This is a genomic window from Rufibacter roseus (genome assembly GCF_001647285.1).
Lineage (GTDB): Bacteria > Bacteroidota > Bacteroidia > Cytophagales > Hymenobacteraceae > Nibribacter > Nibribacter roseus.
This window is the reverse complement of record NZ_LRML01000004.1, coordinates 364,942-385,106: the sequence shown is the minus strand read 5'-3', so window position 1 is coordinate 385,106 and position 20,165 is coordinate 364,942. Positions and strand designations below refer to the sequence as shown.

The 20,165-nt window shown below is 48.7% G+C and carries 18 protein-coding genes; 8 read left to right on the top strand and 10 right to left on the bottom strand.

The window, feature by feature from the left end; all coding sequences use genetic code 11:
- Window positions 1–6: 6 nt before the first annotated feature.
- Window positions 7–903 (bottom strand): cyanophycinase, encoded by an 897-nt coding sequence (locus tag A8O23_RS07985; RefSeq protein WP_066619196.1) that lies wholly within the window; start codon window positions 901–903, stop codon window positions 7–9.
- Between the two features lie 383 nt (window positions 904–1,286).
- On the opposite strand from A8O23_RS07985, the gene A8O23_RS07980 reads away from it, so the two are divergent.
- Complete coding sequence (locus tag A8O23_RS07980) at window positions 1,287–2,417, top strand: MFS transporter (RefSeq protein WP_239693367.1); 1,131 nt, start codon at window positions 1,287–1,289, stop codon at window positions 2,415–2,417.
- Window positions 2,359–2,622: a hypothetical protein gene (locus A8O23_RS21870; RefSeq protein WP_239693366.1), complete on the top strand. Its 264-nt coding sequence runs from the start codon at window positions 2,359–2,361 to the stop codon at window positions 2,620–2,622. Before A8O23_RS07980 ends, A8O23_RS21870 begins: the two co-directional genes overlap by 59 nt.
- A gap of 264 nt (window positions 2,623–2,886) precedes the next feature.
- Here the strand turns inward: A8O23_RS21870 and A8O23_RS07975 are convergent, their stop codons facing one another.
- From A8O23_RS07975 to A8O23_RS07960, 4 genes are all read right to left on the bottom strand, one after another.
- The gene (locus A8O23_RS07975) at window positions 2,887–5,178 is read right to left on the bottom strand and encodes a LysM peptidoglycan-binding domain-containing protein (protein ID WP_066619194.1); all 2,292 of its coding nucleotides are present in this window, start codon (window positions 5,176–5,178) and stop codon (window positions 2,887–2,889) included.
- 193 nt (window positions 5,179–5,371) lie between these two features.
- Window positions 5,372–6,016, bottom strand: a complete 645-nt coding sequence (locus tag A8O23_RS07970; RefSeq protein ID WP_066619192.1) for an O-methyltransferase — start codon at window positions 6,014–6,016, stop codon at window positions 5,372–5,374.
- A 226-nt stretch (window positions 6,017–6,242) separates the two neighbouring features.
- Window positions 6,243–6,839 carry a redoxin domain-containing protein gene (locus tag A8O23_RS07965; RefSeq protein ID WP_066619190.1) on the bottom strand — a complete coding sequence of 199 codons (597 nt, stop codon included), beginning with the start codon at window positions 6,837–6,839 and terminating at the stop codon, window positions 6,243–6,245.
- Window positions 6,840–6,925: 86 nt separating this feature from the next.
- Entirely contained in the window at window positions 6,926–7,597 is a 672-nt protein-coding gene (locus A8O23_RS07960; protein ID WP_066619571.1) for a 4'-phosphopantetheinyl transferase family protein, read from the bottom strand.
- A gap of 86 nt (window positions 7,598–7,683) precedes the next feature.
- Here A8O23_RS07960 and A8O23_RS07955 point away from each other — a divergent pair, with 86 nt between their 5' ends.
- The 4 genes from A8O23_RS07955 (at window position 7,684) to A8O23_RS07940 (ending at window position 10,580) form a co-directional block, all read left to right on the top strand.
- On the top strand, window positions 7,684–8,607 hold the full coding sequence (locus A8O23_RS07955) for a WD40 repeat domain-containing protein (RefSeq protein ID WP_066619188.1): 924 nt from the start codon (window positions 7,684–7,686) through the stop codon (window positions 8,605–8,607).
- 2 nt (window positions 8,608–8,609) lie between these two features.
- Window positions 8,610–9,623: a DivIVA domain-containing protein gene (locus tag A8O23_RS07950; RefSeq protein ID WP_066619186.1), complete on the top strand. Its 1,014-nt coding sequence runs from the start codon at window positions 8,610–8,612 to the stop codon at window positions 9,621–9,623.
- Window positions 9,624–9,635: 12 nt separating this feature from the next.
- Complete coding sequence (folB, locus tag A8O23_RS07945; RefSeq protein WP_066619184.1) at window positions 9,636–9,998, top strand: dihydroneopterin aldolase; 363 nt, start codon at window positions 9,636–9,638, stop codon at window positions 9,996–9,998.
- 207 nt (window positions 9,999–10,205) lie between these two features.
- Window positions 10,206–10,580: an endonuclease domain-containing protein gene (locus tag A8O23_RS07940; RefSeq protein ID WP_066619181.1), complete on the top strand. Its 375-nt coding sequence runs from the start codon at window positions 10,206–10,208 to the stop codon at window positions 10,578–10,580.
- 189 nt (window positions 10,581–10,769) lie between these two features.
- On the opposite strand, the gene A8O23_RS07935 is transcribed toward A8O23_RS07940, so the two are convergent.
- The 4 genes from A8O23_RS07935 to A8O23_RS07920 form a co-directional block, all read right to left on the bottom strand.
- Window positions 10,770–13,223 carry a penicillin-binding protein 1A gene (locus tag A8O23_RS07935; protein WP_082882951.1) on the bottom strand — a complete coding sequence of 818 codons (2,454 nt, stop codon included), beginning with the start codon at window positions 13,221–13,223 and terminating at the stop codon, window positions 10,770–10,772.
- A gap of 123 nt (window positions 13,224–13,346) precedes the next feature.
- Window positions 13,347–14,084 carry a DUF72 domain-containing protein gene (locus A8O23_RS07930; protein ID WP_066619179.1) on the bottom strand — a complete coding sequence of 246 codons (738 nt, stop codon included), beginning with the start codon at window positions 14,082–14,084 and terminating at the stop codon, window positions 13,347–13,349.
- A gap of 233 nt (window positions 14,085–14,317) precedes the next feature.
- Entirely contained in the window at window positions 14,318–16,951 is a 2,634-nt protein-coding gene (locus A8O23_RS07925; protein ID WP_066619177.1) for a valine--tRNA ligase, read from the bottom strand.
- 224 nt (window positions 16,952–17,175) lie between these two features.
- The gene (locus tag A8O23_RS07920) at window positions 17,176–17,523 is read right to left on the bottom strand and encodes a 4Fe-4S binding protein (protein ID WP_066619174.1); all 348 of its coding nucleotides are present in this window, start codon (window positions 17,521–17,523) and stop codon (window positions 17,176–17,178) included.
- 123 nt (window positions 17,524–17,646) lie between these two features.
- Between A8O23_RS07920 and A8O23_RS07915 the strand changes: the two genes are divergently transcribed.
- Both A8O23_RS07915 and A8O23_RS07910 read left to right on the top strand, forming a co-directional pair.
- On the top strand, window positions 17,647–18,666 hold the full coding sequence (locus A8O23_RS07915; protein ID WP_066619171.1) for an acyl-CoA reductase: 1,020 nt from the start codon (window positions 17,647–17,649) through the stop codon (window positions 18,664–18,666).
- A gap of 155 nt (window positions 18,667–18,821) precedes the next feature.
- On the top strand, window positions 18,822–19,121 hold the full coding sequence (locus tag A8O23_RS07910) for a hypothetical protein (RefSeq protein ID WP_066619567.1): 300 nt from the start codon (window positions 18,822–18,824) through the stop codon (window positions 19,119–19,121).
- Window positions 19,122–19,238: 117 nt separating this feature from the next.
- Here the strand turns inward: A8O23_RS07910 and A8O23_RS07905 are convergent, their stop codons facing one another.
- Window positions 19,239–20,102 (bottom strand): nucleoside phosphorylase, encoded by an 864-nt coding sequence (locus A8O23_RS07905; RefSeq protein ID WP_066619167.1) that lies wholly within the window; start codon window positions 20,100–20,102, stop codon window positions 19,239–19,241.
- Window positions 20,103–20,165 lie beyond the last annotated feature (63 nt).

Genomic DNA, 20,165 nt, shown 5'->3' with positions numbered 1-20,165 from the left:
CAAAACTTACTTTAACTGGGTGCGGGTATAGCTGGGGATGAAGTACTCCTCTGTGTCGCCCAGAAAATGAACTTTGAGGCCTTTTGCGGTAAAGGGCTCGCCGTTCTGTATATCGAAGATGTTGGTCTCTGTAATGCCTCTGCCGTCTACCACCGTTATTAAACCGCTGCCTACTACTTCCACTTTCCCGCCCTCGGTTACTAAAATGGCCGTGTCTTCCTCTAAACCAATACCAATGCATTCAGGGTTGGTGGCTATGGCTTGGGTCATGCGCACAATACGGCCTCTGGCAATAAAGTGGGTGTCTATGGCCACGTCTTTCAAAAACTCAAGACCGGTGGTAATGCGTACATCGCCTTTAATGTAACCTCCTTCAGACTCGCCTTCGAAAATCATGGGAGTGGACATGGCCATTGCCCCGGCACTGGTGCCCGCCACAATTATGTCTGACCACGCATAGCGCTCTTTCATGGCTTCCAGAAGTGCCGTACCTCCAAATATAGCCGTCAGGCGCAGCTGATCACCGCCGGTGAACATAATGCCCGCCGCTTTTTTAACAGTTTCCAGGTACTCCGGTTTAAGCGTGTCTAATCGGTTTCGAATATCCAGTACCTCTAAGTTATCGACACCCAGGTGCTTGAATACTTCAATATAATCTTGGGCAGAAAGTTCAGGTACACTGGAAGCAGTAGGAACAATGGCTACCAAAGGATTTTCACCTTTCAGTTCTTTTACAAAGCGCTTTAAAATCTGTTCACTTATGAAATTGATGTTTTTGCTTTGGCCGGAAGACTGGTCGTTCTCGCTTTTGCTTTCCTTGCCGCCAATGGCTAGCAGTTTTCCCTTCGGTATAAATACCCGGCTATTTGGGTGATTATTTCCGGGTGCCTTTCCTTTTGCCATATACTATCTGTTGAAGTCGGTTTACTGATACAAGTGAAGTTTTAAACAGCGCTTTGGACTTGTCAGACTTTGCCAAAGGAAGAGGAGTCTACGCAACCAAAGGACGTCTAATTTTCTGATAACTAATAATCTAGCACGATAAATTTTAGCCAAGAGCTGCTCTGCAGAAGGTGCAGGAACAGGCACTCTTCAGAACAGTAATTTTCAAATAACTTTAAGTTTGATGGAGTTGGAATAAATACGGAGTCTTTTTGAATAAGTAACAGTAGTCAATGTGAATTTTTAGGAGTCAGCATAAGAAACAATGGGGAAGGGAACCAGTAACCTGAATTTCATCTTTGAACGCCTTTGCCTCGTATGAACAAAGTTGATTTGATGTTCAGATGGCCGATTCTACTTCCAAACCAGTTTCTTCCCGGTTGGGCGATATGTTCCGAGCGCTCCGTCATTACAATTACCGCCTATTTTTCATAGGACAGGGTATTTCCCTAATTGGCACCTGGATGCAGCAATTAGCCATGAGCTGGCTGGTGTACCGCCTCACCGACTCAGTGCTATTGTTGGGTGCCGTAAACTTTGCCGCTCAAATGCCATCTTTTTTATTAGGGCCGGTAGCCGGGGTGATCTCAGACCGCTTCAGCCGGCACAAAGTGCTGCTCGTCACGCAGGCGCTCTCTATGCTTCAGGCAGGTACGCTGGCGGCCTTGGTGTTGACTGACCATGTTACCATACCGGCTATTATGGTACTGAGTGCACTATTGGGGGTAATTAATGCCTTTGATATTTCAGCCCGGCAGTCGTTTGTGGTGGAAATGGTGGAAAACCGTGAAGACATGAGCAACGCCATTGCCTTAAATTCATCCATGTTTAATGGGGCAAGGTTGGTGGGGCCTTTTATAGCGGGCATAGTGATAGCGGCGGTAGGAGAGGGCTTGTGTTTTCTGTTCAACGCTATTAGTTATCTGGCCGTGATTGCCTCTTTGCTGGCCATGCGCCTGAAGCCCTTTGTTCGTCCAACAGTGGAGCACCGTGTGTGGGAGTCACTTAGGGAAGGAGTAAGCTATGCGTTTGGGTTTCCGCCAATCCGGGCTCTTCTTCTGGTTATTGCCATGCTAAGTCTCTTCGGGATGCCTTTCAGTGTGCTCATGCCGGTATTTGCCCGTGATGTGCTGGGTGGCACAGCCAATACTTTGGGTTTAATTATGGGAGCGTCTGGGGTAGGGGCTTTAACAGGAGCCATGTATCTGGCCTCCCGTAAAACGGTGGTGGGGTTAGGGAAAATTATAGTAGGGGCTGCCTTTTTGTTCGGGCTGGGCCTTGTGCTGTTTTCTTTTGCCCGTAACTTGCCCTTGGCCATGTTCTGTATTTTTCTGGCTGGCTTGGGTATGATGTTGCAGATGGCCTCCTGCAATACGGTTCTGCAAACCATTGTAGACGAAGACAAACGCGCGCGTGATGAGCTTTTACTCCATGGCGTTTATGGGCATGGCCCCCTTCGGGAGTATACTGGCTAGTTGGGTGGCGGAGCATGTGGGCGTAACATATACCTTGCTAGGCTGCGGAATTCTCTGTGCCCTGAGTATTATTCCGTTTGCCATACAGCTACCCGTTCTGCAGCGAATGGTGAGGCCTATTTACCGGCGTTTGGGCATACTACCAGAGATAGCAACTGGTTTGAGAGCTGCCTCCGTCCTGACCACTCCACCTAGGCAAGACTAAGACTGTGCTTAATTATAAATTAGAAATTATGAATTAGAAATGGGAGTGGTGTACCTGCTGATGGAATTTACCCGGTAAGCCAACTCTAAGAATCTGAACTCTGTAGCTTAATTAAAAGACTTAAGTGGTAGTCAAATTTTTCTCGTAATACTCAAAGAAAAATGCCGGTTTAAGGGCAAGCATCTTTGAATAAAAAAGCTCTGCCGTTTTGGGCCTGTTTTCAAAAAACAGCCAAAACGGCAGAGCTTTTGAGTTATGGGCAGGTTACAGCTTCGGCTTTATAACTAAGTTTTCGCCTACACTCACATTAAAGTCAGGTTTGTTGTTCCAGTCCATAATCTCTTTGATGGTCACTCCATACTTGCGGGAGATCTGGTACATTGATTCACCGGTGGCTACTTTATGCGTCACCGTCCCAGCCGAGCTTTTAGCCGGACTGACAGCAGCAACTGCATTTGTCTGAGCTTCGGGCTGTGCTGATGAGACTGGGGCAGCCGGGGCAGAAACTACTAATTTTTGCCCTATTGAAATAGATCCGGAGGTGCCTAAGGCGTTCCATTTCTGCAGCTCTTGTAGAGTAATGCCATATTTGCGCGAAATGCTGTACAAAGTCTCTCCGGCTGCTACCTTATGTTCGCTCACTGAAGCAGGTGAGGTGCTTTTTGCTTGAGAAGCAGGGGCGGAAGAAACAACTTGGGTAACTTCGGCAGTTTTTGCAGGACCAGTCAACCTGATCTTTTGGCCAAGCGCCAGCGGTGCATTCACATCTAGCTTGTTCCAGGCAACCAAGTCTTCCATCGCAACTTCGTACTGTTTTGATATAGCATACAAAGTCTCTCCTGACTTCACCGCGTGCTCCGTTGACACTTCTACTGAAGCAGGTTTTTGCTTTACGGGTGCAGCTGGTTTCACTTCGGCTACCAAAGGTTCGTCTGGGGCTTTAGGCTGTACGGGTGCTGAATTTCTTTTAACAGGATAAGTGGCCGCCGTGGTAGCTGCTTTTACTGTAATAGAATCTACTGCTGATTCTTGGTGGTTCATTGGCTCATTGGCAGCTAAGGCACCATTTTCTGCCTTAGTTGAACTACCGCTTGCTGTGGCTTTATCTTGCGCCGGGGAAGTAGAAACAGTGGCCGTTGGCTCAGAGGCAATGGCTCCTTTTGTAGCCTCTGGCTTTCCTTTTTCTGAAGTGGATTCAGACTTTTTGGCAATGACCTGTTGTTTTTGCTGTCCTTGGCTTGGGATAGCAGGTTCTTCCTTGAATTCTACCTCTACACTTCTAAACTCTACAGGAGTTGTTTTGGGGCGCGTGTGTTTTAGCCAAACCAATCGGCCTTGTACCAGCGCCTCCGTCTTCTTCATGCGGTTTTTGCTTAATAGTCGGCTTAGCTTTACACCATACTCTTGTGCAATGTCATGCATGGTTTCACCGGCGCGGGCTACGTGGTAATCAGTGTCTGACTTGGTGCGTTTGGTCTGTAGGTAATATTTCTTGCCCGGTACAATTGGGTCAAAAGACCTAAGATCATTATAGCGTAGAAATTTTCTTGTGGAGATATCGGCCTGTAAAGCCAGAATGTCTTTCGTGTCATTCTCTTGGGCAACAATAGCCTTTAAACCGTTTAGCGAAGTGAATACGGCTTTGCGTGAGGACGCTATTGTCTTTAATTCCGCTTTGGTGACTTTATCTGTTATGACAGGCTGCTGCACCGGGCTGGCCGGTTGAGTGGCAATAGCCTGTATGCCCTGACCGCCAGTAACCGGAATCATAACAAAATATTCTTTGTCGGCTGGAATGGCAGAGGCTGAAAGCCATTTATTATAGAGCTCTACTTCCTCAACTTTGGCATTTACCTGCAGGGCAATTTCGGAAAGCTTTTGCCCTGGCTGAGCCTTAACCGCTTGAAGCGCCAGCGGAGGGTTAGGGTTTTTGCCCACAGCGTTCTCATAAGCTATTTTATGGGCAAGAAAAGTAAGCAGGTACTTGTTGGTGCTGCCATCTAATACCATTTTTTTCTTTCCTATGTCAGATGTTTTGGTCAGGGCTTTTGTGCCGGTAAGGCCCTGGTAATAGGAGAGGAGCGCATTAAACCAATTTTGGTAGTATTGGTTATTGCGCAAAAGGTATTTAGCAGCTCCGTGGCTTGATTCAATTATATGCTTGCGCTCGTCAACATTGCTGTTTACTTTAACGCCCAATTCAGTAGCGGCTCCTTCTTTGAATTGCCAGAAACCTACTGCATTAGAGGTAGAAACGGCGTCAGATACAAGACCACTCTCCTGCAAAACAAGATATTTAAAATCGGTAGGAACGCCCTCTTGCTCAAATGCACGTTCAATGAAAGGGAAGTAAGCATCAGCTAAATCAACTTTCTTCTGGAAGTAGCCGGGGTGTTTGGTAATGGCATCCACAATCTTCTGTATATCGGCCCGGGCATCATCTTTCACTTGCAGGTGCATGTCTGCAAAGTAAATATTGTGAGGTACTACTGGTTTTTGGGCACGCGCTACCCAGCATATAAGGCTGAGCAACAGCAGGAGTAAGCTTTTTTTCATGGTAACTCTATTCGCAAAGAAAAACTATAAGACAACACCTGTCCTCTTGTAATGCTAGAGTTGTAGATAGTTAATTAACTATATTGTAACTAGTTGTACAGGCGTAATCTTCTACAAAGTAGGCAAATTTGAGAGGGAGAAAGAAATAAAGAGGACCACTATTTATCCACTAGCTTATCCACATTTATGGGGGCTACTTTTTCCTGATTACCAGAATACCGTCTCTTATAGGCAATAACACGTTTTCTACCCTTGGGTCTAGGTGTATTTTCTGGTTGAAGTCAAGTACCAGTTGGGTGTCTTTGTCTAGTTTAGAACGAAATTTTTCTACCACTTTTCCGCTCCAGAGCACATTATCTGCAATGATGAAGCCACCCGGCCGCACCTTGTCCAGCACCATGTCATAGTAAACACCGTTGCTCTTTTTATCGGCGTCAATGAACACCAGGTCCCAAACTTCATCTAAAGTTGGAATCACTTCTGCTGCCTGACCTATGTGCAGTTGAATTTTCTGAGTCAGTTCTGCTTTCTCAATATAGTCCCGCACCATGTCTTCCAGTTCGTCATTTACATCAATGGTGTGCAAAATACCATCTTCGGCAAGTCCTTCGGTCAGGCAGAGGGCGGAGTAACCGGTGTAGGTGCCAATTTCCAGAATCCGGCGCGGGCGCAACATTTGCGAGAACATGGCTAAGGTACGCCCCTGCAAATGCCCCGACAACATGCGCGGCTTCATCACCTTCAGGTGCGTCTCACGGTTGAGCTGGTGCAAAAGCTCAGTTTCAGGAGTGGTGTGTGCTTCTGCATAAGCCTGCAGGTCTGGGTCCAGGAAATCCATATTTCTTTAATTAGAAATTAAGAATTAGAAAGTACAAATTGTTCCTGGGGTAAAGGTACGGGTGAGAGGGGAGAGAAATTTGTTTTTGGCCTGAATTTCTAAAAACAGGTTAAAAACGCACGTGGGGATGTAGGCTAGAAATAGAGATGGCGCAAGAAACTTCTTGCGCCATAAGTGAGGAGCGTGATATTATGGAAAGTAACAATCAACAATAATCAATCAACAACTAAAAGCGTTTAATCATACACCCGGTGGCACGGCGTTCAGAGGTGCCAACGGAGCGGCCCGCCAACAGATTATCAAGGGCACTGGCTAAATATCTTTCTTTCACGTATGACTCCACCTGCGGATTATCGTCAATGGCGCCTTTGTAGCGCAGAAAGAAACCATCAGGTGAATTTTGCAGCACGAATACCTCTGGGGCTTTTGTGGCGCCGAATTGCTTACTGAGTTGCTGGCCCTCGTCTACTAAATAAGGATAATTGAGATTGTTGGCAGTTGCGTCGTCAGGCTGGGCTTTGGGAGCGGTGCCTTCTTCCAAACCTATTGGTGCATTGACATAAACAAACCGAACGCCCCGCCCCGCATATGTCTGATCAAGTTGTTGCAAACGCGCCTCATAAGATTTGGCATAAGGGCATTTTACGCTGGTGAACACCACTACTACCAGTTGGGCATCATTAAAGCTGGATAACGGTACGGCCTGCCCTTGAAGATTCTTAAGCGTAAAATCCTCCACTTTTACCCCAACACGGTAACCGCTTTGAGCAAAGGCCATGCTGCCTATCAGCAATGTGAGGGCTAGGGTGTAAATTCGTTTCATATTTCTTTTTTTATGGATTCAGGACGTTAGACTCAAGATTTTAAACCTTTACATCATCGTGTAAAATCTTGTAAGTATTAACAACCTTACGTCTTGTGTCTTACATCTTGTGTCTCTGCAAGAGGCGCCAACGTATAGGTTAACACGTAATCTGGGGTAGATTCGTACAAAACGTCATAATCTTCCTTGAAGTTATCTGTCTGTACTCTGCCCTTGAACTGTCCTTCCGGCTGAAGATCAAAATATTGAAGCCGAATGTTCTCCTTGAACAGCAGCTTTTTATGGCTATACACTTTGTACAAGGTTTCTTTCGCGCTCCAATACAGGTGCATTTTTTCAGGTCTGTTTTCTACAGCGGCTAGCTCGATTTCATTCATAAATTTAGAGATGAGCCGCTCTACCTTGTTACCCTTCTGTTCAATATCTATGCCAACTCTGTAAGTAGCTGAAATAAGAGCCGCCACCCAAGGTCCAGAATGCGTAAGGGAGACTTGAAGATGTTCAGCTGTACAGTAGGGTTGCCCCGTTTCGTGCTTCTCCAGCAGTACCGGCTCATGCGTCAGTTCGGCCAGTAATGTGTAGGCTAATATTCTGGCTGCCAACCACTCTTTGTTTCTTGTTTCTGCTTTGAAGACGGGTATTTCGTGGCTCGGCCGAAGCTCCAGTAAAGATGCCCGCAGTTGCTCCACTGTTTCCTCAACTCGCCATAGGCCAAGGTAAGAGGTGGAGTTTAGCTGTTTTACGCGCAGAAGGGGCATAGGCAAATAAAGCAGAAGAAAATCTGTTTTCGGGCTGTTTTTGGTAAATTTAGCCAAAAATAGCATTTCACCTTTCCCGTTTCTCCATGGCAAGTCCGTTTCAGGTTGAAAAAGTCACCACCCTCACCGGCCACCGCGACTGTGTATACACGTTAGAGCGCGCGCCTGAGAACCAGAAATTCTTTTCTGCCGGAGCCGATGGAATGGTGGTGCGCTGGGACCTGACCAACCCAGAGCAGGGCGAATTAATAGCCAAGGTGAGTTCCAGTGTGTACGCGCTTAGGTACGTGCCCGAGCGGAATTGGCTGCTCATTGGCCACAACCAAAACAGCCTGGAAGTGCTGGATTTGGAGCAGAAACAAATTGTGAAAACCATTCCGCTGCCGCCCGCCGCTATTTTTGATATTCAATATTCCGCCCAAAGCCAGCTGGTCTTTGTAGGCTTGGGTGATGGTACGTTAGTAAGCATAGACCTTGAAAAGTTGGAAGTGCAAAAAGCGGTGAGGCTCTCGGAGAAAAGTGTGCGGGCCATTGCGCTTCACCCGGAGAAGCAGGAAATAGCCGTGGGTCTGAGCGACCACCAAATTCAGATCCTAGACCCTGAAACGCTGGAGGTAAAGCAGACGCTGGCAAGCCACACCAATTCCGTGTTCACTGTAGCCTATACTCCTGATGGTAACTATTTGCTCAGCGGCAGTCGTGATGCCCACCTGAAAGTGTGGGACGTGGAAAACGTTTATACCGAGCACGTAAGCGTTATTGCGCACCTCTTCACGCTCAACCACATTGCCTTCAGCCCCAATGGCCGATTATTTGCCACCTGCAGCATGGACAAATCCATTAAGGTGTGGGATGCCCAGAGTTTTAAATTGCTGAAAGTGATAGATAAAGCCCGCCACGCAGGTCACGGCACATCAGTGAATAAATTGTTTTGGTCTAGTCATTGGAATCAGTTAGTTTCGTGTAGCGATGACCGTAGCATTGCGGTTTGGGCGTTAACCTTGAAGTAGATATGAAGATTACACCGTTAGAAATCAGACAGAAAACGTTTGAAAAAGCGTTCAGAGGGTTGGACAAGGATGAGGTACAAGCCTTTTTGCTTAATTTGTCTCAGCAGTGGGAGAAGCTGCAAGACGAAAACAAAGACCTGAAAGTGAAGTTGGAAGCCGCCACCCGTGAAACGCAGAAAATGCGCGAGGTGGAATCATCGCTCTACAAAACACTCAAGACCGCCGAAGACACCAGCAACAGCATGGTTGAGCAAGCTTCTAAAGCCGCCGACCTGCAAATACGGGAAGCCCAACTACAGGCCGACCAGATTCTGGAGGCCGCGCGGCAAAAAGCCAGAAGCATGGTAGACAACGCCTTCCAGCAAGCCGATAAAACCATTTCTGACATGCAAGCCGAGGTCAAAAATCTAGAGTTGGACTACCTGCGCCTGGAAGATTACCTGGAGAGCATGGTCCGTGACTTGCAGAGCTTGGCCTCGGACGCCTTGGAGAAAGTAGAAAAGACCAAGGCAAAACCCAAAGCAGCCATCGGGAGTATCTTATCAAGAGCCGCGCAAGCCAAAGCCAAGCGGCCCGACAATGATAACGATGCTTTTATGAAATCACTAGAATCAGCACCATCCATCGCCGCACCGGCAGTATCAACCCATGTAGCCCCGGCTCCAGCTCCAGTAGTAGCTGACGAGCCACAGGCCTATGGCGGAGGTAGCCGCGAAGCAATTCCAGATACCCCAGGTACCATTCCGGCCGTGCCCACGCCTAATCCGGCTCCAGATGTAAGCCCTCGCACGCCAGAAATTGTGCCGCCAGCTATTCCTACGCCGTCTATTGATCCGCCAAGACGCGAAGATCCGCAGCCAGATACCATACCGGCCCCAAGCCCAACGCCTGTAGAGGAGCCAGAACCAGAGCGCGAGCAACCAGTGCCTACCACACCAGAGGTACAGCCGCCTATGACCAAGAGAGAACCAGCCCCAGCAGTAGCCGGCGGTGGCTCTTTCTTCGATGAACTATAGGCTGCCACACGTATGGGACAAATTGCGCTGGAGGGCATGGAGTTCTTCGCCTTCCATGGGTTTTATGACGAGGAGCAGAAAATTGGCAACAAATACGGCGTAGACCTCTACATCCAAACCGATTTGCACGCCGCCGCCGCCTCAGACAACCTGGATGAAACGGTGAACTACGAACGCCTCTATAAACTGGTCTTGCACGAGATGAGTTTGCCCGCGCGTTTATTGGAGCACCTGGGTCACCGCATCATTGAAGGCGTATTTCAGGAGTTCCCGTTTGTGCAGCAGGTAAAAGTCAGCGTGTCTAAGTTCAACCCTCCGCTCGGCGGTATCTGCCACAAAGCCAAAGTGACGTTGGAGCAGGAGAGAAGTAAGTAATAACAGTTAGTCTTTTTCGGCCTGTTTTTGAGGAAATAGGCAAAAAACAGAAACAGAGAAGCCCCACCAGTTTAACTGGTGGGGCTTCTCTGTTTCTGTTTAGGGTTGGCACAATTGTGAACGCAGGTACCAAAAGCAGATTCTCCCCTTGAGGGGAGCGAAGAGGGGTGTTTACACCTGCCGGTCCACGATTCCGTAGATATAGGAATGCCAAACAGAATTATCCCATACCGGCCAGACTTACGTGAGAAAGCAAGACAACTTCGTAAAAATAGCACACTCTCTGAAGTTCTGCTTTGGGAAGAGATAAAGGACAGAAAGCTCGGAGTGCAATTCCACCGACAAGTGCCTATGCTCAATTTCATTGTTGATTTCTACAGCCATGAAATAGGACTAGCTATTGAGGTAGACGGAGACAGCCACAATGAAAAGGTTGAGTATGATACAAACAGAGAAGAAGCGTTGAAGGCGTATGGAGTAAGAATTATTAGATTTGAAGACATCGATGTTAAGAGAAGAATATCTTGGGTGTTGGATGAGATTCTTCACTGGGTGGAAGAGTATAAGATCCAGCAAAAGTGAAGGAGCAGAAATGTTTGCTCTCCTGTGTAAACACCCCTCTACGCTCCCCTCAAGGGGAGAATCTGCTCTTAGCTGGCGTGTATTTAGCATTTGACTATAGAAATGAGCAGAACTATTCTTGGAGAATCTGCTTTTTGCAGGTAAATGTGTTTTTGAAGCGAGGTCTTATTGTTCAGCATCAAATTAAACCTAATTCCCGCGTCCTCTTCCCCGCTGCTTTCTTTCAATCTCTTCCTCCAACTCCTCCTGCCAATCTTTTTCCTTCTTTTTCTTTTTCTTCCCTTTAAAAAAGTCTTTCAACTTCCTCTCCGCCTTTTCCAGAAACTTATCAATTCCACGTTCCTCTTCAGGTGGGGCAACAGGAGCAGGCGGTTGGTAAGGCGGACAGTTCAGGTAACCGCGAAGTGCCTCCGGAATGGCAGGGAATTTACTCGTAGCGTAGCCTCTAAACTCTCTTTCTTTGGTAAGGCGTTGGAAGAAACCTGCCCAAATAGGCAACGCTGTATTGGCGCCCTCACCTAGTTTCAAATCACGGAAGCGAATGCGGCGGTCCTCGCCACCTACCCAAGCCCCGGCTACCAAGTCAGGCGTGAAGCCCACAAACCAGCCATCGGCGTGCGATTGCGTGGTGCCGGTTTTGCCCGCTATGTCCATCTTTAAGTTATAGGTGCTTCGTAGGCGGCGGCCGGTGCCTTGGCTGATGACACTCTCTAGCATGGGGCGTAGCAGAGCGGTCGTTTGGCTAGACAGAATCTTTCTTCTGTTTTCTTCAGGTGTGGTGTAGTCTAATAGGACCCTATTCTGCCGGTCCTCAATTTTAAGAATGTACCGTGGCTCAACCTCGTATCCGCCATTGGCCAAGGTGGCGTAGGCGGTCACCATTTCCAGAAGATTGGCATCCATGGTGCCTAGGGCAATGGCTGGTGTTTCCGGAATCTGGTCAGTAATGCCCAAGCTTTTGGCTGTGTTGATGACACTGGGCAGACCCGCCTGGAGCGCCACGTTCACGGCCACGGTGTTCACTGATTGGGTGAGGGCTCCTTGCATGGAATAAGCTCCGCCATATTGATTATCAGCATTGCGGGGCGACCAGTTTTCATAATCCGGAAAAGTGCGACGGTCATTTGAAAAATAGGAGCAGGGGGCAATGCCTTTCTCAAGGGCAGCAGCATATACAATGGGCTTGAATGTGGAGCCAATCTGACGCTTGGCACGCACGTGGTCATATTTGAAAAAGGAGTGATTGATGCCGCCTACCCAAGCCCTGATGTAGCCAGTTTCTGGCTCCATAGCCAGAAAGCCCGCATTCAGGTACCGCAGGTAATGCCTAATAGAATCTAAGGGGGAGAGGGTACGGGAGGTAGTGCCACTCCAGCGGAAAACGTTCATCTTTACTGGGGTATTGAAAATTTCGTTTATCTCCTCTTCAGATGCCCCGGCCTCTTTCAGGCGCTTGTACCGAAGCGACCTTTGCTTGGCTGCGGTTAATATTTCCGGCTGCCCCGACCATGGTGCCCTCTTGCCCCAGTGCTTGTCAAAATCAATTTGTAGCGAGTACATCCGCTTCTTTAAGGAAGCCTCCGCGTGCCGTTGGGCGCGGCTGTCTAGGGTGGTGGTGATTTTCAGACCATCGGTGTACAGGTTGTATGGCTCTCCGTTGGGCTTATCTACTTGGGATACCCATTGGCTTAATTCCTCCCGCAGGTGCTCTCTGAAATAGGTAGCCAAACCGGTGTTATGCGAGTAGGGGTTATATCTAAGCTTGAGGGGGAGGGCCTGCAGCGAATCTGTTTGGGCGGCAGTGAGGAAACCATACTTCTCCATTTGGGCAAGCACCACATTCCGCCGGATTTTGGAACGCTCTGGGTGTAATCTGGGGTGATAATAAGTAGTACCTTTAAGCAGGCCAATCAGCACGGCGGCTTCTTCGGTTTTTAAGGAGTCTGCGGAGGTGCTGAAAAACCGGCGAGCCGCTGATTCAATGCCGTAGATATTGCCACCCATGGGCACAGTATTCAGGTACAGCTCCAGAATCTCCTGCTTGTTGTACACCTGCTCTAGCCGCTTAGCCAGAATAGCCTCGCGTAGCTTGTTCACAGGCATAGATAGAACCCCAAGGCTCTTGCGCGGGAAGAGGTTTTTGATAATCTGCTGAGATATGGTGCTGCCCCCGCCTGATGTTTCTTTCTGCAGGAGCAAGGTTTTTATGAGTACGCGGGCCAGGCTCCTGTAGTCTACGCCGCCGTGCTCGTAGAAACGAGCATCTTCGGTGGCAATGAGGGCATGAATGGCAGGCTCGGCAATCTTATCATACTTTACATTGGTCCGGTCCTGGATAAAAAAGCGACCAATCAGAACACCATCAGCAGTGTACACCTCAGAGGGCATGTTGTTCTGCACCGCTTTGAGTTTCCGCTGAGAGGGCATGTTGCCGAAGAACCCGATGTACACCATCAGGTAGAAGATGAAAAAGAAGAGTACCAAGGCCATTATCCCTTTCAGAAAAACGCGCGCCCAGCCTCTGACTCCTAAATTGCGCCAATAGTTAAAAGTAAATTTTGGAGCTATCCAGAATCGAAACTTTTGCCCTTGGGCAGAAAGCCAGGCGAAAAGCTTTTCTGAAATAGACTTGGATAAAGACATGCTGCGTAATCAGGGAAATAGATACAGGCCTATGCTTACCCCAACGCCTGCTGTTGGGTTACATTGCTTTTAGCTTGTTTTTAGAAAAAGAGGTCAAAAACAGATAATTTGATGAGTTTAGAATTAGGCACTATTGACCATTTGTTGTAGGGTGATGGCGTTGAATGCAGCGTAGCCCTCTTGGTCATTGTCAAAGTACACAAACACATCTTTGCCTTGGCTGGCCCAGTTGTGGCAGGCGGTAGCCCACCATTGCAGGGCGCTGTCTGAGTAGCTTACCTGGTACTTGCCGCCGGGCCCGTGCAAACGCACGTAAACAAAGTCAGCCGTAACTTCCAGCGGCGACATGTGCCCCGCTAGTTCATAGATGCAGAATGCATGGTTGTGCTCGCGTAGCAAAGCGTAAATTTCTTCGTTGTACCAGCTAGGCTCCCTAAACTCAAAGGTATACCTGAAGTAAGGCGGCAGGGCTTTTAGGAAATCACGTAAGCGCTCCACGTTCACGCGCCACATGGGCGGCAATTGGAACAGGATAGGCCCAAGCTTTTCCTCCAGTGCCTGCGCATTGCCCAACAACAGCGAAAGTCCCTGCTGCGGGTCTTTCAGCTTCTTCATGTGGGTGATGTAGCGGCTGCCTTTCACCGCAAAAAGAAAATCATCGGGTACACTGGTGCGCCAGCTGGCAAATGTTTCAGCAGTAGGAAGACGGTAGAAAGAATTGTTGATTTCTACTGTTCGGAAATAGCGTAGGTAGTACTCTGTGAACTGTTTGGAGGTGACACCGGGCGGATAGAAATTACCTTTCCAGTGATTGTAGTGCCAACCCGAGGTGCCGATGTGTATTTTTCCCTTTTCCTGCATAGATGGGTTATACAGTTGGTAAAGGCAGGAGGTTGTGACGTAGGGACAGGTCGCGACCTGTCCGCCACGCAATCCCGAGAATCACACATAACGTTGCATAGGAGGCGATGATATATTGGAACCGCAGGGGACAGGTCAAGCCCTGTCCGAACGATCTGATATGGGCGATTTTCTTAAAACAAAAGCGGCTGCTCTAGATGGAGCAGCGCTTTTGAAACAATTAATAATATAATCTATTCACTCGGCAGTGCCGCCAAACTCTGCTCTAGCGCAGCAATTTTAGCTTCGGCGTCGGCTTGCTTTTTACGTTCGGCGCTGATAACGGCCTCTGGGGCGCCGCTCACGAAACGCTCGTTGCTGAGCTTTTTCTCTACGCTGGCCAGAAAGCCTTTGGTGTAGTCCAGCTCTTTCAAGATGCGGGCACGTTCGGCGGCGGCGTCAATGTTACCCTCCATCGGGATGAAGAACTCAGAGCTCTCCACCACGAATGACAAGGCATTATCCAACTGTTCTTCGGTCTCCTGAATTTCATTTAAGTTAGCTAATTTACTCACCAGAGTTTCATAGCCGGCAATAGGGTTTTTGCCCTCCGCCAGACGTACGTGCAGAGCTAGCTTTTTAGCAGGCGAGATGTTCTTGCTGTTGCGCGTGTTCCGGATTTGGCCTACCACGTTCAGTACGTACTCGGTCTGTCTTAGCAAATCAGCGTCAATGCGTCCTTTCTCCGGCCATTTGGCTACCACTAAGCAATCTTTAGGGGCCCGCTCTTTCATAGAGTTCCAGATTTCCTCGGTGATGAACGGCATGAACGGGTGCAGCACTTTCATCAGTTTCTCCAGGAAGTCATTTGTAGCCTGCAGCGTGGCCGCATCTATAGGAGAGCCAAACGCAGGCTTAATCATCTCCAGGTAATTAGAGCAGAAGTCGTCCCAAACTAATTTATACACCGTCAACAGGGCATCGGAAATACGGAACTTGTCGAAGTGGTCTTCCAGTACGTTCAGGGCCTCGTTGTATTTAGAGTCGAACCACTTGATGGCTTTCTCGTTCGGGTTCTCCAGGGTTTCGTCTACTTCCCAGCCGTTGATGAGGCGGAATGCATTCCAGATTTTGTTGCTGAAGTTACGACCCTGCTCGCATAGTTTCTCATCGAATAAGAGGTCATTTCCGGCAGGGGAGCTGAACAACATACCGGCTCTTACACCGTCTGCACCGTACTGCTCAATCAGGTCCAGCGGGTCTGGTGAATTACCCAACGATTTTGACATTTTACGGCCCTGGGCATCACGCACAATACCGGTCAAATACACGTTCTGGAACGGCAGCTCACGGCGGAACTCATACCCAGCCATAATCATACGGGCCACCCAGAAGAACAGAATCTCAGGGGCAGTTACCAGGTCATTGGTGGGGTAGTAGTACAGAATATCTTCGTTGTCCGGGTCTTTGAATCCGTCGAACACCGAGATGGGCCACAGCCAAGAGGAGAACCAGGTGTCCAGCACGTCTTCGTCTTGGCGCAGGTCTTCCAGTTTCAGTTTGGCGTTACCAGACTTAGTGCGGGCTTCTTCCAAAGCTTCTTCAGGCGTACAGGCTACTACAAAGGTGCCATCTGGCAGGTAGTACGCCGGAATTCGCTGACCCCACCACAACTGGCGTGAGATACACCAATCGCGCACGTTCTCCATCCAGGAACGGTACATGTTCTTGAACTTAGGCGGATGCAGCTTAATGGTGTCGTTCATCACGTTCTCCAGCGCGGGCTTGGCCATTTCATCCATCTTGCACCACCACTGCATGGAAAGCTTCGGCTCAATCACGGCATCCGTACGCTCCGAGAAACCAACGTTGGTCACCGAGTCTTCTACTTTCTCCAGCAGCCCTTTTTCCTCTAGCTCTTTCGTGATTTTCTTGCGCACCACAAAACGGTCTTCGCCCACGTACAGGCCAGCCCGCTCGTGAATAGTACCGTTGTCGTTGAGTACGTCAATGCTAGGCAGGTTGTGCTTCACGCCCAGCTCGTAGTCGTTGATGTCGTGGGCTGGGGTTACTTTCAGCACACCCGTCCCGAACTCGCGGTCTACGTATTCATCAAAAATAATTGGAATGGCGCGGTTCACTAGCGGAATAATGGCTTTTTTGCCCTCCAAGTGCTTATAGCGCTCATCCTCGGGGTGCACACAGATAGCCACGTCACCCATAATAGTCTCTGGGCGTTTGGTGGCTACGGTGAGCACATCGTCTGAGCCCTCGATGCCGTAGCGCAGGTAGTACAGCTTACCGTTAACCTGCTTAAAGTTTACTTCTTCATCTGACAAAGCAGTGAGGCCTTGCGGGTCCCAGTTGACCATGCGCACGCCGCGGTAAATGTGGCCTTTGCGGTACAAATCCACGAACACCTGAATCACGGCCTCGGTCATGTCTGGCTCCATGGTGAAGCGGGTGCGGTCCCAGTCGCAGGAGGCGCCCAGTTTCTTCAGCTGCTCCAGAATGATGCCGCCGTACTTTTCTTTCCACTCAAACGCGTGCTGCAGAAACTCCTCGCGGGTGAGGTCAGATTTCTTGATGCCTTTTTCCTTGAGCATGTTCACCACACGAGCCTCGGTGGCAATAGAGGCGTGGTCGGTACCAGGTACCCAACACGCTTCCTTTCCCTGCATACGCGCACGGCGCACCAGCACATCCTGAATGGTATTGTTGAGCATGTGGCCCATGTGCAGCACGCCCGTTACGTTGGGCGGCGGAATAACCACCGTGTACGGCTGCTTTTTAGGGTTTGGTTTCGACTTGAAAAAGCCGCGCTCCAGCCAGGTGGCGTACCACTTGTCTTCTACTTCTTTAGGATTATAGGTCTTCGGAATCGACATCTTTGTTATTGTATCAGGCAGCGCTTATCTGGTTGCAGGACCTTGCGCCACAATGGAATGGCAAAAATAGTAAATAGTTTTGGTTAGGCTTTAGCCTTAGATAGACGTTGAGGGAGAGAGAATTTTGTTTTAGCCCTGTTTTCTGAAAAATAAGCCCAAAAAAGATATACAAAAGAAAACCCGCACAGGGCGGGTTTCCATTCAAATTATCATCAAAGAAATGATTAGCTGGCGTGCAGCCATTCTTTTTTAGCTAATAGCTCTTCTTCGGTCTCGCGGTAATCAGGGTCATCTACGCAGCAGTCTACAGGGCAAACGGCAGCGCACTGGGGTTCCTCGTGGAAACCGCAGCACTCGGTGCATTTGTCAGACACTATGTAGTAGAATTCGTCAGAAATAGGCGGTTGAGGGGCTTTGCCGTCAATTACCACGCCGCCGTCTTTCTCTACTTGGGTTAGAGAGGTACCATCTCCCCAGGTCCACTGCATGCCACCTTCGTAAATAGCAGTGTTGGGGCACTCCGGCTCACACGCGCCGCAGTTGATACACTCATCCGTTATCATTATAGCCATAATCGTATCTCCTGTTTCTTTTTAGTAATTTTGCGCCGGCATCGGCACGCCATTCCGCGCGCAAAAGTAATACTTAGTGCGCATTGTTTCAAACGTTTCTCACGCACCCACTGTTACCCCTTCATGCTAACTTTAGAAAATAGACTTACCGCATTCATAAAATTAGGCGATTACCTTCGGGATTTACCCTTGGAGGAGCGCGAATACCTGGCCCGGCGCGCCGGACAGCACAATAACTTCTTTGACCTGCCAAATGTTTCCGCCGCGCTAGACGGAATTGCCAGCATGCTGCAGGCCGACCAACTAAGAACGTGGATTGGCCAATATAATTTTCCGGAAACCAATGAAGCCCCTAAAAAAGTGGGGGTGGTGATGGCGGGGAACATTCCGGCCGTAGGGTTTCATGATGCGCTATGTATTCTATTATCGGGCCATATCTTGCAAGCCAAGCCAAGCTCCGATGACCCTTTTCTGCTGCCGCATTTGCTGAGCAAGTTGGTGGAGATAGAGCCAGCCTTTCAGGAGCAGATTCAGTTGGTGCAGATGCTAAAAGAATCTGACGCCATTATTGCCACCGGCTCTGACAACACGGCCCGCTACTTTGAATACTATTTCGCCAAGCGGCCGCACATCATCCGGAAAAACCGCACCAGCATTGCCGTGCTCACCGGAGAAGAAACGCAAGAAGAACTGGCCGCCTTAGGCGATGATATTTTGCGCTACTACGGGCTGGGCTGCCGAAACGTGGCCAAAGCTTATGTTCCCGAAGGGTATGACTTCACGCCATTTTTTGAGGCCATAGAATACAAAAAGGAAGTAGTGAACCACCACAAATACCAGAACAACTATGACTACAACAAGTCTATATTTCTGGTAAACGCTGTGCCGCACCTAGATAACGGTTTTTTAATGGTGACGGAGAGCCAGCAACTTGTTTCGCCTATTTCGGTGCTGTTTTATGAGACTTATACGGATGAACAGGATTTGCGTGAGAAGGTAGCTGGAGTGCAGGAGAAACTGCAGTGCATCGTCTCCAAGAATGCCGACTGGGAAAACAGTTTCTCTTTCGGGCAGGCGCAATGCCCTGCCGTGAGCGATTACGCCGATGGAGTAGACACTATGGAATTCTTGCTTAAATTGTAGTCTGTTTTAGGCCTATTTTTAAGAAAAGAGGACTAAAACAGATTTTTAACATTTGAGTGGCTCTTTTGCTACCTGTTGAATGTTTGTACATTCATTTGCTTTTATGACAAATTCTTGTTTGATTAGTGTACAGACCTCAACAAAAGCAGAGCATTATGGAAACAAAAAACTCGCCCTATACTCTAATTGAGAAAGAAGTGATTCCGCAGCTTCAGTTTCCCCAGGAAGATGTGCTGACCGATAATGAATCAAAAGTACGCCGCCTGCATAATCTGGAGCGGGGCAGTCGTTTGGGTAACGGGTACCAAGGCAAAGTAGAAATAGTTTTTAAGGTGGCCACCGGCGATATGTTGCGCGTAAGAACCACCATCTGGCAAGCTGATAAAGAGTTTGTAACCATCAAGGCGGGCGTGACTTTGCCTACTTCCGCTATTTATTCGGTTGAGTTTTTCTGAGTTAATCAATTATATAAAACAGAAGAGCCTCTGATATTAAATCAGAGGCTCTTCTGTTTTAGGCCTATTTTCAAGAAAACGCGCCTAAAACCAGCGGCTCAAATGCCTTCACAGCTTCTATATACGTTCCAGCACTTTCACCACTAAATCATCAATGATTTCATTCACATTAGGTGCGAACTGATGAGTGATTCTGTTTGCTACAATTGCATTCAGAGAAAGAACATCATGGCCCAGCAGGCGGCCTAAGCTGTAAATACCGGCTGTTTCCATTTCGAAGTTCGTGAACTTGATGGTCTCGTACTCAAACGACTTCAGCTTTTCAATGACACCTTCAATTTTTGGCTGCAGGCGCAGTAATCTACCCTGCGGAGCGTAGAAACCAGGGCAGGTGAAGGTGTTGCCCATGATCATGTCATGCGCAACCTGCTCTCTTAGCAAATCAGAGCCTTTCACGCAGTAGGGGAGGAAGCCGAGGCCAAGTGCCAGCTGCAGCTGCACCGCAATCTCGGTCTCGAAACCTGTTTCCATGAGCGGGTAGAACTGCATAAGCGTATCTAAGCCCACGGCGTATTCGGTAGCCAAATGACTACCCAGCGGCACGTCTTCCTGCAGGGCGCCGGAGGTGCCAATGCGCACAATCTTCAGCGAGATTCTATCTTCTGGGGCCAATGGTTCGCGGGTAACAAAATCAACGTTCACCAGCGCGTCTAGCTCATTCAGCACAATGTCAATGTTGTCGGTGCCAATGCCCGTAGACACTACCGATATACGTTTGCCCTTGTAGTAGCCGGTGTGGGTGACAAACTCCCGCTTGGCCACCTGTATCTCAATGGAATCAAAATGTTTGCTCACCAAAGCCACCCGGTCTTGGTCGCCAACGGTGATGATGGTGTCAGATATCATCTCTGGCAGCAGGTTCAGGTGATAGATGCTGCCGTCTGCGTTCAGGATTAATTCAGACTCCGGTATTCGGGCCATAGTTTTATTTTTTAGGTGGTACGAGCTTAAAAATATTCTTTGCCTGGTACAGCCGATCCGGTA